Source organism: Leifsonia xyli subsp. cynodontis, assembly GCF_050632205.1.
Classification (GTDB): Bacteria; Actinomycetota; Actinomycetes; order Actinomycetales; family Microbacteriaceae; genus Leifsonia; species Leifsonia xyli_D.
Map to the genome: position 1 here is coordinate 3383655 of NZ_CP192578.1, position 11999 is coordinate 3395653.

10 protein-coding genes are annotated in these 11999 nt (G+C 70.0%); 6 read left to right on the forward strand and 4 right to left on the reverse strand.

Going from position 1 to position 11999, the window contains the following annotated elements:
- Positions 1-107: 107 nt before the first annotated feature.
- Positions 108-1226, forward strand: a complete 1119-nt coding sequence (locus tag ACQ86M_RS16990; RefSeq protein ID WP_431246271.1) for a S1C family serine protease — start codon at positions 108-110, stop codon at positions 1224-1226.
- Between the two features lie 6 nt (positions 1227-1232).
- Here the strand turns inward: ACQ86M_RS16990 and ACQ86M_RS16995 are convergent, their stop codons facing one another.
- The 3 genes from ACQ86M_RS16995 to ACQ86M_RS17005 all read right to left on the reverse strand — a co-directional run bounded on the left by ACQ86M_RS16995 (position 1233) and on the right by ACQ86M_RS17005 (position 4594).
- Positions 1233-1514, reverse strand: coding sequence for a hypothetical protein (locus ACQ86M_RS16995; protein WP_431246272.1), 282 nt, complete (start codon positions 1512-1514; stop codon positions 1233-1235).
- A 202-nt stretch (positions 1515-1716) separates the two neighbouring features.
- Positions 1717-3738 (reverse strand): sigma-70 family RNA polymerase sigma factor, encoded by a 2022-nt coding sequence (locus tag ACQ86M_RS17000; RefSeq protein WP_431246273.1) that lies wholly within the window; start codon positions 3736-3738, stop codon positions 1717-1719.
- Positions 3739-3895: 157 nt separating this feature from the next.
- A complete protein-coding gene (locus tag ACQ86M_RS17005) occupies positions 3896-4594 on the reverse strand; it encodes a phosphatase PAP2 family protein (protein WP_431246274.1) in 699 nt (232 codons plus the stop codon).
- Positions 4595-4782: 188 nt separating this feature from the next.
- On the opposite strand from ACQ86M_RS17005, the gene ACQ86M_RS17010 reads away from it, so the two are divergent.
- The 3 genes from ACQ86M_RS17010 (at position 4783) to ACQ86M_RS17020 (ending at position 7881) form a co-directional block, all read left to right on the forward strand.
- Positions 4783-6507 carry a DHA2 family efflux MFS transporter permease subunit gene (locus ACQ86M_RS17010; protein WP_431246275.1) on the forward strand — a complete coding sequence of 575 codons (1725 nt, stop codon included), beginning with the start codon at positions 4783-4785 and terminating at the stop codon, positions 6505-6507.
- A 23-nt stretch (positions 6508-6530) separates the two neighbouring features.
- Positions 6531-7031 carry a MarR family winged helix-turn-helix transcriptional regulator gene (locus tag ACQ86M_RS17015; protein WP_431219768.1) on the forward strand — a complete coding sequence of 167 codons (501 nt, stop codon included), beginning with the start codon at positions 6531-6533 and terminating at the stop codon, positions 7029-7031.
- Positions 7032-7182: 151 nt separating this feature from the next.
- Positions 7183-7881, forward strand: a complete 699-nt coding sequence (locus ACQ86M_RS17020) for a hypothetical protein (protein WP_431246276.1) — start codon at positions 7183-7185, stop codon at positions 7879-7881.
- Between the two features lie 98 nt (positions 7882-7979).
- Here ACQ86M_RS17020 and ACQ86M_RS17025 read toward each other — a convergent pair whose 3' ends face one another.
- Positions 7980-8990, reverse strand: coding sequence for a PHP domain-containing protein (locus ACQ86M_RS17025; protein WP_431246277.1), 1011 nt, complete (start codon positions 8988-8990; stop codon positions 7980-7982).
- Between the two features lie 47 nt (positions 8991-9037).
- Here ACQ86M_RS17025 and ACQ86M_RS17030 point away from each other — a divergent pair, with 47 nt between their 5' ends.
- Positions 9038-9607, forward strand: coding sequence for a dihydrofolate reductase family protein (locus tag ACQ86M_RS17030; RefSeq protein WP_431246278.1), 570 nt, complete (start codon positions 9038-9040; stop codon positions 9605-9607).
- A 35-nt stretch (positions 9608-9642) separates the two neighbouring features.
- Positions 9643-11985: an ATP-binding cassette domain-containing protein gene (locus ACQ86M_RS17035; RefSeq protein WP_431246279.1), complete on the forward strand. Its 2343-nt coding sequence runs from the start codon at positions 9643-9645 to the stop codon at positions 11983-11985.
- Positions 11986-11999 lie beyond the last annotated feature (14 nt).

The following is an 11999-nucleotide window of genomic DNA, read 5'->3' on the forward strand; positions in this document are numbered from 1 at the left end:
ACATTAGCTCGGTGGTGTCCGAGGGAGTAGCCCAGACGCGACTGTCTAGCCAGCGATACGCGAACGACGTCACGATGGCCGCGGTGAGGGGGAAGGAGGCGGCGGACATGACGTCTGCAGGTCGTAACCGTGAGCATCAGCCCGGTCGCTTCCCCACGTGGGCGATCGTCCTCCTTGCCGGGCTCGGCGCGGTCGTCCTGTTCGGAGCGGGGGTGCTCGGCGGGCTCGCCCTTCGGTCGGCGGGCTCCCTGAGCGGGACGGCCGCGTCGCGCCTCACGACGGCGACCTCGCCCTCGGTCTGCGACGCCGAGCGGGTCGCCGCGGACGTGCTCCCGACGATCGTCACGATCGGGGTGACCTCCGCCGACGGTTCCGGGGGCACCGGCAGCGGCGAGATCATCACCTCCGACGGCTACATCCTGACGAACAACCACGTGATCGCCCCGGCGGCGGAGGGCGCCGGGATCGTGGTGATCTCCACCGATGGCACGAAGCGCCCGGCGCACCTCGTGGGCCGATCGGAACGAGCGGACATCGCGGTCGTCAAAGTGCAGGCGACGGGACTGCCCACGATCCAGCAGGGCGACTCCAGCACTCTGAAGGTGGGACAGCCGGTGGTGGCGCTCGGTGCGCCGCTGGGCCTGTCGAGCACGGTGACGACCGGCGTGGTGAGCGCGCTCGGCCGAACGGTGCCGGTCCAGAGCGACAGCGACCGGAACGCGGTGCTCGCCGACGCCATCCAGACCGACGCCAGCATCAATCCGGGCAACTCCGGGGGAGCGCTCGTCGATTGCGGGGGACGGCTGATCGGCGTCAACTCGGCCATCGCGACCGTTCCGAATGCGACGGGCGTGGCCGGTGGGGGCAGCGTCGGGATCGGCTTCGCGGTGCCCGAAGCCGTCGCGATGCGGATCGCGGAGCAGATCATCACGACGGGGAAGGTGACGTATCCGATCTTCGGCGTCGCGGTCACGCCCATCCAACCAGGTGACGACGGCGACGGACGAGGCGGGCTCTACGTGGAATCCGTCACGCCGGGCGGACCGGCGGCGGAAGCGGGCCTGCGGGCCGGCGACATCATCACGGCCCTGGACGGCGAACCCGTGGGCAGCGTGGACGACCTCACGGCCATCCAGCTGACCAGCGTGCCCGGTGATGCGGTCGAGGTGACGTACGAGCGGGATGGTGGGAAGAAGACCACAACGGTGACGCTCGGCGAGGGATGACGTGCCCTACGCCGGGCGGTCGATGCCGGCGGCGGCCTTGAAGCGGTCGATGATGCGGTAGCTGTCGCCCGGGCCGTTCTCTTCGATGCGGACGGTGTCGTAGACACGGAAGTCGAGGTCGCGGAGCTCGCTGAGCCGGTCGGCGCGTTCATTCAGCAGGGCGGACCGCAGAGGGGAGGACGGATCGCGCGGGATCAGGGGTGTGACGAGCTCGCCACGCCACCCATCGGTGCTGGCGCTGATGAGCCGGGCCGCGCGCTCGCGTGGGTTCCAGCGGGTCGCCCTCATCTCGTCCTCTCAGGTCATGGCCGGTGGTGCCGTTCGCGGCGGTTGGGGTCGGAGTGGTCCGGCGGGCCCGATACCCGACGGGTGAGCCGGACCACTCCGGGGAGACAACGTCCGAAGGGGTTGCTCCGAGGAGAGCGCCAAGCCCGAAAAGCGCTCTCACGTAATGGAGACGTCGCCGCGGCCGGATCATGACGCGGCGACGTCATTTACACAGGTTCCATTGAGCTTCGACCTGCGCTGCGCTGAGTGCCGTGCGGTACACCGCGGCGTAGGCGAGGCTGCCGCCTACTGTCCTGCGCGACGGCGTGTCGGGGCCCCAGCTGTCGAGGTTGTCGAATCCGATGCGCCAGACGCCCGAGTACAGATGGCCGTGCTGGGACGTCGGGTCATGCGCCACCCGTGACCCGTCGACGTAAAGCGACATGCCTTCGCCGGAGAGGGTGGCGGTGGCCTGGTGCCAGCGGTCGTCTGCGTAGCCCGCAGGTGAGGCGAGCGTGCGAACGGCACCCGGGAAGACCCCGAACTCCACGCGGCCGTCGTCGGTGAGGAAGAGGTGACGGTCGTAGTACACCGACAAGCCCTGCGTGGAGGAACTGAAGCCGAGGAGACGCCCGCCTCCTGTGGTCACCCGGAACCAGATCTGGATGGTGAAGTCATCCGTCGGCTCCCGGACGACGCCATCGCTGAGCGACCACCCTTCCGTCGTACGCGGGCCGTCGTACTGCGCGGTCGCCCCGTGCACGAGGTCGGCAGCGGTGGTCGAGCCGAGAGGGTCATCGAGCCGGTAGGCGAACAGGGTGTCCGCGGCGGGGATCGCGCGGATGGCTGACTCGCATCCGGTGGCCGGTAGCTCGGGCGTGGACGGTTCGGGGGTCGGGGTTGGGGCGGGCGTCGGCGTCGGGGCGGGCGTCGGCGTGGGCGGTTCGGGTGTGGGGGTGGGCGACGGGGTCGGTGGTTCGGGTGTGGGGGTGGGCGACGGGGCCGGTGGTTCGGGAGTCGGGGTCGGCGACGGGGACGGCGGTTCGGGCGTCGCAGGGGTGGACTCGCCCCTCGTGGCGTCGGCGGGAGCCGGCGCCGGGGACGCCGACGGCGTTCCGCCTCCCAGCGTGGGCCTGCCCGGTGCGACCGCCCCGGAGGTCGGCTTCGGGGCCTCGGTCGACCCGCCGGTCGCAGTCGGTGCGCTCCCTCCAGGCGGCATGGGGTCCGCCTTCCGCTCGGGTGCGGCGGTGTCCGTTCGGGCGGAGGCGAACTGCGTGGTCGGCGCCGCGACCACCGCCCCGGCTGTCAGCACGGCGGCGGCGACGACGCTGGCCGCGACGGTCGCCATGCCCGCGTTGGACCCGGAGGCCGCCGTGTTGAGCAGGTGTCGGAGGCGGCCGCCCTGGCGCGCGCCCCGCGTGCCGGCCGGCAGGGTGGCTGCCACTGCGCTGCCCGACCTCGAGCTGGTCCAGGTGACGTAGGCCGAGGCGCCCGCGATGCCCAGGAACAGCGGCAGGATGCCCAGCGCGAGTCGTGAGCCGACATGGTCCGCTTCATTCGCCGCGTCGGCGCAGGCGTCGCAGTGGTCGAGGTGCTCGGCCACCCGCCGCCGGTCCGCTCCGGAGAGCTTGCCGCGCACGTAGGAGCCCAGCCGCTTCAGGGTCCAGCTGTGCGCGGGGTCGTCCTTGGGCGAGTCGGCGAGGTGGGCGTTGATCCAGGCCTGCCGCAGGCCCTCCCGCGCGCGGACGGCGAGTGCCGACACGGCATTCGGGGTGAGCCCCAGGATCGGCGCGACCTCCCGCGGCGCCATGTCTTCGACCTCGGTGTACCAGAGCACCTCCTGCCAGCTGTCGGGCAGGTCGTAGAACGCCTTCGCGATCGTCTCGCGCTCGATGCGCTCGAGTGCGGTCAGCTCGCTGAACGTCCAGTCTTCGATGATGTCGGGGTCTTCGATGTTCGGCGTCGTCTTGCGCCGCGACCAGTCGATGGCGACGTTGCGAACGGTCGTCGCCAGATAGGAACGGAAGCCCGACCTCGGCCCACTGCCCTTCTCGACCGCCTTCAGGATGCGCGTGAACGCCTCCGACGCCAGATCGTCGGGGTCGAATCGGCCTGTGACGGAGGCGGCCATGGCCCGCGCCGCGTGCCAGTGGCGCTTCCAGAGCACCCCGTAGGCGGCGGTGTCGCCCTCGCGGGCGAGGGTGAGCAGCTCGGCGTCGGAGAGGTCGTCGAGATCACAGGTCATAAGGTCGGGTTTCCTTACGGGCAGTACAAGGGTTCTCTTCTAGAGACGTGACCGATCGCAGATCGTGACGCGCTCTTGAGAAAAAAGTCGCGTCGGTTTCGACGCGCTCCGTCAGAAGAGACCCGGGTACGGCTCGTAAGCCGACGCGGTAGGGGTGTTAGCGGGGCGTTGCGTACTCCGGCTGCGCGGCATCGGCGCGCCGGGAGAGTCCACGGGTCGCGAGGTTCCAAAGCCCCGCGATGAGGATCGCGCCCGCGACGCCGTTCAGGACGCCGCCCACCACATCGGTGCCGTAGTGCACACCGACGTAGAGCCGCGACCAGCCGACGGCGAGCACGAACAGGGCGCCGAGCACCAGCACGATGGTGCGGGAGCGGGCGCCGGCGCACACCATGGCCAGCGCCGTCACCAGGGCGGCCGCGAACACGACGTGCCCGCTCGGGTAGCTCAGGGTCGCAGGCGAGATGTGCAGGAGGTGGGTGAGCCCGCCCGTCGAGGGGCGCGGCTGCGCGACGACCGTCTTCACGACGAGGGTGGTCAGCCAGCCGGCGCCCGTCGTGACGCACGCACCAAGAGCCCGGCGCCATCCGACGACGAAGAGCAGCACCACGAAGACGACGGCCAGGATCCCCGCCACGACCACCGGGTGATCCAGCCGGTCGAGTATGAGCGCGGCGTCATCCAGCAGTGGGGAGTTGACGCGGTTGACCGCCGCGTCGAGCCCGTCGAACCGAAGGGCGGGAACGACCTTCGCGACCAGACCGAGTGCGATCGTGACCGCGAAGAGCACGATCGTCCACACGATCCAGTGGGCGGGGGTGGCCAGCGACCAGGTGCGCGTGCGAGGGGAGGGCATGCTCCGAGCGTAGGGAGAGGCGGCAGCCGAACGCTGAAGAAGCGCTCATCCACTCTTAGAGGACGTTCATCCTGGCCCGCTGAATTCTGCAGTCACGGAAGTATTGCAGCGGCGCATAGCGTTAGTTGACTTCAGTCACCTATCTGAATATGGTTGATGGCAGTCAACAAATTGCGCGAAGGATCTCTATGTCCACCACTCTCACCAGAGACGACGCACCGGCGGCGATGTCCCACCGCCAGGTGCTCGAATCCCTCTCCGGGCTCCTGCTCGGGATGTTCGTCTCGATCCTCGCGGGCACGGTCGTCTCGACGTCGATGCCCCGGATCATCTCCGAACTCCACGGCGACCAGACGGCATACACCTGGGTCGTGACCAGCACGCTGCTCGCGACCACCGTGTCCACGCCGATCTGGGGAAAGCTCGCCGACCTGCTCAACCGCAAGCTGCTCATTCAGCTCGCCCTCGGTCTGTTCGTGGTCGGCTCGGCGCTGGCCGGCTTCTCGCAGGACACCGACATGCTCATCGGGTTCCGCGTCGTTCAGGGCCTCGGCGCCGGCGGCCTGACCGCGCTGAGCCAGATCATCATGGCCGATATCATCAGCCCGCGCGACCGCGGTCGCTACATGGGCCTCTTCGGCGGCATCATGGCCGTCGGCACCGTCGGCGGACCGCTGATCGGCGGACTCCTCACCGACTCGGTCGGCTGGCGCTGGAACTTCTTCGTCGGCGTTCCCGTCGCCGTCGTGGCCATCATCCTGCTGCAGATCACGCTGAAGCTGCCGAAGCGGCCGGCACGAAAGGTCCGCATCGACTACCTCGGCGCCGCCTTCCTGGCCGCGGGTGTCTCGCTGCTGCTCATCTGGGTCTCCCTGGCGGGCAAGGACTTCGACTGGAACAGCGCCCAGACGTACTGGATGGTCGGCGGAGCGGTGGCCCTGCTCATCGCCTTCCTGGTGACGGAGTTCCTGGTGAAGGAGCCCATCATCCCGCTCGGCATGTTCAAAAACCGCACCTTCACGCTCGCGGTGATCGCATCCATCTCGGTCGGCGTCGCGATGTTCGGTACCTCGGTCTACCTCGGTCAGTACATGCAGCTGGCGCGTGGCGCGACGCCCACCGAGTCCGGCCTGCTCACGCTGCCGATGATCTTCGGGCTGCTCCTCTCCTCGATGGTCGTAGGTAACCTCATCAGCCGGTTCGGCAGATGGAAGGGCTACATGATCGTCGGCTCCGTCCTGCTGACCGTCGGGCTCTACCTCATGAGCACCATCGCATACGACACGAACTACGTCGTCGTCTCGGTGTACATGCTCATCCTCGGCGCCGGCGTCGGCATGGTCATGCAGAACCTCGTGCTGATCGTGCAGAACACAGTGCAGCCCGAGCAGCTCGGCGCAGCCAGCTCCAACGTCGCGTTCTTCCGCAGCCTGGGCGGCACCATCGGCGTCTCGGTGATGGGAAGCGTGCTCGGCTCGACGGTCGTCAACCTGATGAGCGACCGCAAGGACGACCTGCTCGCCGCCGCCGCGAAGAGCGGCACCGCCGGCATCGCGGCGCTGAAGTCGCTGCAGAGCGGGAGGCTGCCGGAGGTCGACACCTTGCCGACCGGGATCCGCACCATCGTGGAGTCGGTCTACGGCCAGGCGGTCGCGGGTATCTTCCTCATCGCCGTACCGCTTGCGATCGTGACGATCATCGCCATCCTCTTCCTGCCGAACATCACCCTCGGTACGAAGACGGCGATCGAGCGGATGAAGGAGAAGGAGTCGGGCGCCGACACCCCGCTCGAGGCCGCCGAGGAGAACGCGCTGGAGGTGGCGGAGGCGCTCATCGGCGCGCCCGTCACCGGCTCGGTCGCTGCGGTCCGGCAGGGGCGCGGCGACGCCCCGGCCGCTGAGAGCGGACGCTAGACGGTCACGTTATGATCGCGGCCATGGACAACACGGGACGGGTGGCGGCGGGCGACGCGGCCACCCGTCCGGCCGCCGGCGACAGCGCCGGCTCGACGGACCGGGCGATCGCCGAGGTGGAGGAGCAGTTCACCCGGCTGTTCAACCAGGTGGGCACCGCGATGCGCGAGCGTGCGTCGCGCATCCACCCCGACCTCCAGCCCGGCGGGTACAAGCTGCTCAGCACGATCGTGAGGAACGGCCCCGTCCACGCCGGCGACCTGGCGGCGATGCTCTTCACGGACAAGAGCGTGATCAGCCGGCAGCTGCGCTTCCTCGAGGAGGCCGGCTTCGTGGAGCGGCAGACCGACCCGACCGACCGGCGTGCCAGTTTCATCGCGGCGACCCCGGAGGCGATCGAGAAGGTCAACGAGGTGCGGGCCGCCGACCAGGCCAACCTGTACCGCAGCCTCCGGCGCTGGGATCAGGACGACGTGCAGCGGCTTGCCCAGCTGCTGGAGCGGCTGAATGAAGTGGGCCGCTGACGCCTCGCGGTGACGATCCCGGCTGACGCTGGTACCCTTCGTCGGGTATGCATTCCGCATCCGCCCCCTCCGCCCCCGCGGCCGCCGATCGGCGGGCCGCCGCGCCGCCCGCCGATCGGCGGGCCGCCGCGCCGCGGTGCCGTCGCAGCGTGTGCGGATCCGCCTGCCGAAGCCGGCGCGACGCCGGATGCTCCCGCTGCACCACCGGGTGGGCGTGACGCTGGCGGTCATCGGGCTGATCTGCGGATTCTCGATCGTGCCGACGGATGCTGCCCTCGCCTCGACGCTGCGGATCGCGCCCTCGACCACGCTGGCCCCGGGGGAGGCGGCCACGGCGGAGCGCGCCTCGGCGCCCCCGCAGGAACTGCTGGTGGATGCGACCATCGCCGCCCCGGTCGTCAACCGCGAGGGACTCAGTGCGACGGACGGGCTGCAGACGCTGGCCCGCGTCGGCACCAACGAGGCCTGGGCGAAGCTGGTGCTGATGTTCGGCGGCTGGCCGCAGACGGACGAGAACGTGAACGTGATGCTGCGCTGGATGCGGCAGGAGAACGGTCCGCCGGACTGGTGGAACCGCAACAACCCCCTCAACAACGGCTACGGCTCGGGCGGCGGCGCGGGTCTGGGCAGCTACCCCGACCTCGTCACCGCGGCGGAGTACTGCGCCAAGAACCTGCAGCGCGGGTACCCCGACATCGTCGCGGGGCTGCAGGCCGGCACATCGGCGGATGCGACGGCGGCCGCCATCTGGGCCTCGCCGTGGGCGAGCAGCCACTACGCCAACGGCGCCCACTGGAGCACCCGCCCCGTGCAAATCGTGCAGGCGCCCGCCTCCGCCTGGGGCCTCTAGGCGTCCCGCCGCGCGTCGAGTGGTGAGTCGTGGCGCCTATCCGCGCCGAGTTGCGACGTGATGTCACCACTCGGCGGGGTTGGGAGGGGCGGAGCGCGTCACGACTTGGCGAGCCAGGGGCGCAGGCGCTCCAGCGGCCAGGTCGTGATGATGCGGTCGGCCGGCACGCCGTTGGCGGCCGCGCGGGCGGCGCCGTAGGCGAGGAAGTCGAGCTGGCCGGGCGCGTGCGCATCCGTGTCGATCGAGAAGAAGCAGCCGGCGTCGAGGGCGCGCTGGATGAGGTCGTCCGGCGGATCCTGACGTTCCGGCCGCGAGTTGATCTCGACCGCGACCTGGTTCTCGACGCAGGCGGCGAACACCGCGTCGGCGTCGAACTCCGAGGGCGGACGCGTTCCGCGCGACCCCTGCACAAGCCGCCCGGTGCAGTGGCCGAGCACGTTGGTCTGCGGGTCGCGGATGCCGCCCAACATCCGCTTCGTCATGGTGCGCTTGTCGGAGCGCAGCTTGGAGTGGACGCTGCCGACCACCACATCCAGCCGCGTCAGCAACTCGGGCGTCTGGTCGAGCGTGCCGTCCTCGAGGATGTCGACCTCGATCCCGGTCAGCAGGGTGAGGGATCCGGTGTCCAGCTGCGAGATGATCTCCAGCTGCTCCTCCAGCCGCTCGGCGCTGAGCCCGCTCGCGACCGTGAGGGTGGGGGAGTGGTCGGTGATCGCCTGGTACTCGCGGCCGAGCGTGGCGGCGGCCGCGGCCATGACGTCGATCGGGACCGTTCCGTCGGACCACTCGGTGTGGCTGTGCAGGTCGCCGCGCAGCTGGGCGAGGAGCTCCGCGCCGCCGGTGTCGAGCGGCGCCGCGTTGCGCTCGCGCAGGTCGGCGAGGTAGGCCGGCACCTCGCCGGATACGGCCCGGGCGATGACCTGGAACGTGCGGTCGCCGATGCCTTTCGTGCGCTTCAGCCGGCCATCGGCGACGCGGGCGGCGAGCTCGTCCTGCCCGAGCCCGTCGATGGTGGCGGCGGCCCGGCGGAACGCCTGCACCTTGAAGCTCGGGGCGAGCTCCCGCTCCAGCCAGAAGGCGATCTCGTTCAGGGCGTCGACGGCATCCATGCGCCCCATGCTCCCACCGTGTCGGTGGTGCCCGGTACCGTCGCGGCATGGGGAGGATCATCTTCGACACCGCGGCGACCCTCAACGGGTACATCGCCGACGAGAACGACTCGCTGGCCTGGCTGTTCGCCGTGCCCGGCGGCGAGGAGCCCGACGAGTCGCTGTTGCCCAGCGATGCGGCCGTGATGGTGGAGGGGCGCACGACGTACGAGTGGGTGCTGCGCGAGTCCGGCATCCTGGCGCATCCGGAGAAGTGGCAGGAGTTCCACGGCTCGCGGTCCACCTTCGTGTTCACCCATCGTGAGCTGCCCGTGCCCGAGGGAGCCGACATCCGCTTCGTGTCAGGGCCGGTGGTGGATGCACTGCCCGCCATCCGGGAGGCGGCCGGCGACGGCGACATCTGGGTGGTCGGCGGCGGCGACCTGGCCGGGCAGTTCTTCGACGCCGGGGCGCTGGACGAACTTGCGTTGTCGATCGCGCCGGCCGCGCTGACGGGAGGGGCCCCGCTGTTCCCGCGCCGGGTCGGGTCCGACCGGCTGCGGCTCGAGTCGGCGACCGCAATCGGCCAGTTCGCGCGCCTCCGCTTCTCGGTGCATCACCCGGCGGCGGGGTCCTGATCTAGGGTGGGTCACGCTCGACGGAGGGAATCGACATGACCGCAACGGCCGACAGTCACGACGTCATCCGCGTGCAGGGGGCGCGCGAGAACAACCTGAAAGAGGTGAGCGTCGAACTGCCGAAGCGCCGGCTCACCGTGTTCACCGGTGTCTCCGGCTCGGGCAAGAGCTCGCTGGTGTTCGGCACGATCGCGGCCGAGTCGCAGCGCATGATCAACGAGACGTACAGCGCCTTCGTGCAGGGCTTCATGCCGTCGCTCGCGCGGCCCGACGTCGATGTGCTCGAGGGGCTGACGACGGCGATCATCGTCGACCAGGAGCGGATGGGCGCCAACGCCCGCTCGACGGTCGGCACGGTGACCGACGCGAACGCGATGCTGCGCATCCTGTTCAGCCGGCTCGGACAGCCGCACATCGGCTCCCCGCAGGCGTTCTCGTTCAACATCCCGTCGATCTCCGGCAAGGGCGCCATCACGGTGGGCGGCAAGACCGAGCGGCGCGAGTTCACCCAGCTCGGCGGCATGTGCCCGCGGTGCGAGGGGATGGGCACGGTCAGCGACATCGACCTGACGCAGCTGTTCGACGACAGCAAGTCCCTGGCGGAGGGGGCGATCACGGTTCCCGGCTTCACGGCCGACGGCTGGTCGACGCGCATGTTCAGCGAGTCGGGTTTCTTCGACCCGGACAAGCCGATCAGCGACTACAGCGAGACGGAGCGGAACGACTTCCTGTACAAGGAGCCGACGAAGGTCAAGATCAACGGCATCAATCTGACGTTCGAGGGGCTCGTGCCGAAGGTGCAGAAGTCGATGCTGTCGAAGGATGTGGACGCCATGCAGCCGCACATCCGCGCCTTCGTCGAGCGGGCGGTCACCTTCGCCGCATGCCCGGAGTGCGGAGGGACGCGTCTCAGCAAGGGCGCCCGGTCGTCGAAGATCGCCGGAATCAGCATCGCCGACGCCTGCGCCATGCAGATCACCGACCTCTCCGACTGGGTGCGCTCGCTCGACGAGCCGTCCGTGGCCCCGCTGCTCAAGAACCTGCAGCACCTGCTCGACTCCTTCGTCGACATCGGGCTGGGGTACCTGTCGCTCGACCGGCCGTCGGGGACGCTCTCGGGCGGCGAGGCGCAGCGCACCAAGATGATCCGGCACCTCGGTTCGTCGCTGACCGACATCACGTACGTCTTCGACGAGCCGACCGTCGGGCTGCATCCGCACGACATCCAGCGCATGAACGAGCTGCTGCAGCAGTTGCGCGACAAGGGCAACACCGTGCTCGTCGTGGAGCACAAGCCGGAGGCCATCGCGATCGCCGACCACGTGGTCGACCTCGGTCCGCGCGCCGGCTCCCAGGGCGGCGAGGTCGTCTTCGAGGGCACGGTCGAGGCGCTGCGGGCGAGCGGGACGCTCACCGGGCGGCACCTGGACGACCGCGCGCGCCTGAAGGACGAGGTCCGGACGGCGAGGGGCACGCTCGAGGTCCGCGGCGCCTCCGAGCACAATCTGCAGAACGTCGACGTCGACATCCCGCTCGGGGTGCTGGTCGTCGTCACGGGGGTGGCCGGGTCGGGCAAGAGCTCCCTGATCCACGGCTCGGTGGCACAGCGGGAGGGCGTGGTGTCGGTCGATCAGGGCACGATCCGCGGCTCCCGGCGCAGCAACCCCGCCACCTATACCGGGATGCTGGAGCCGATCCGCAAGGCGTTCGCCAAGGCGAACGGCGTGAAGCCCGCCCTGTTCAGTGCCAACTCGGAGGGCGCCTGCCCCAACTGCAACGGTGCCGGCGTCATCTACACCGACCTGGGCGTCATGGCGGGCGTCTCGACCGTGTGCGAAGTGTGCGAGGGCCGGCGCTTCGACGACTCCGTGCTCGAGTACACGCTCGGTGGCCGGGACATCAGCCAGGTGCTGGCGATGCCGGTCGCCGAGGCGGAGCGGTTCTTCTCGGAGGGTGAGGCGAAGCTGCCGGCGGCGCACGCCATCCTGACCCGGCTGTCGGATGTGGGGCTCGGCTACCTGACGATCGGGCAGCCGCTCACGACGCTCTCCGGCGGGGAGCGGCAGCGGCTCAAGCTGGCGACGCACATGGGCGAGAAGGGCGGCGTGTACGTGCTCGACGAGCCGACCACCGGCCTCCACCTGGCCGACGTCGAGCAGCTGCTCAGGCTGCTCGACCGGCTGGTCGACAGCGGCAAGTCGGTCATCGTGATCGAGCATCACCAGGCGGTGATGGCTCACGCCGACTGGATCATCGACCTCGGCCCGGGCGCAGGGCACGACGGCGGGAAGGTCGTCTTCGAGGGCACGCCGGCCGAGCTCGTGACCGAGCGCTCGACGCTGACGGGCGAGCATCTCGCGCGCTACATCGGGGCCTGAGACGGCGCCGGTGA

Excerpts from the sequence above, each read along its gene's own strand:
- ACQ86M_RS17010 (WP_431246275.1), top strand. The coding sequence starts at position 4,783 with ATGTCCACCACTCTCACCAGAGACGACGCACCGGCGGCGATGTCCCAC.
- ACQ86M_RS17000 (WP_431246273.1), bottom strand. The coding sequence starts at position 3,738 with ATGACCTGTGATCTCGACGACCTCTCCGACGCCGAGCTGCTCACCCTC.
- ACQ86M_RS17035 (WP_431246279.1), top strand. The coding sequence starts at position 9,643 with ATGACCGCAACGGCCGACAGTCACGACGTCATCCGCGTGCAGGGGGCG.
- ACQ86M_RS17025 (WP_431246277.1), bottom strand. The coding sequence starts at position 8,990 with ATGGATGCCGTCGACGCCCTGAACGAGATCGCCTTCTGGCTGGAGCGG.
- ACQ86M_RS17015 (WP_431219768.1), top strand. The coding sequence starts at position 6,531 with ATGGACAACACGGGACGGGTGGCGGCGGGCGACGCGGCCACCCGTCCG.
- ACQ86M_RS17005 (WP_431246274.1), bottom strand. The coding sequence starts at position 4,594 with ATGCCCTCCCCTCGCACGCGCACCTGGTCGCTGGCCACCCCCGCCCAC.
- ACQ86M_RS17030 (WP_431246278.1), top strand. The coding sequence starts at position 9,038 with ATGGGGAGGATCATCTTCGACACCGCGGCGACCCTCAACGGGTACATC.
- ACQ86M_RS16995 (WP_431246272.1), bottom strand. The coding sequence starts at position 1,514 with ATGAGGGCGACCCGCTGGAACCCACGCGAGCGCGCGGCCCGGCTCATC.
- ACQ86M_RS16990 (WP_431246271.1), top strand. The coding sequence starts at position 108 with ATGACGTCTGCAGGTCGTAACCGTGAGCATCAGCCCGGTCGCTTCCCC.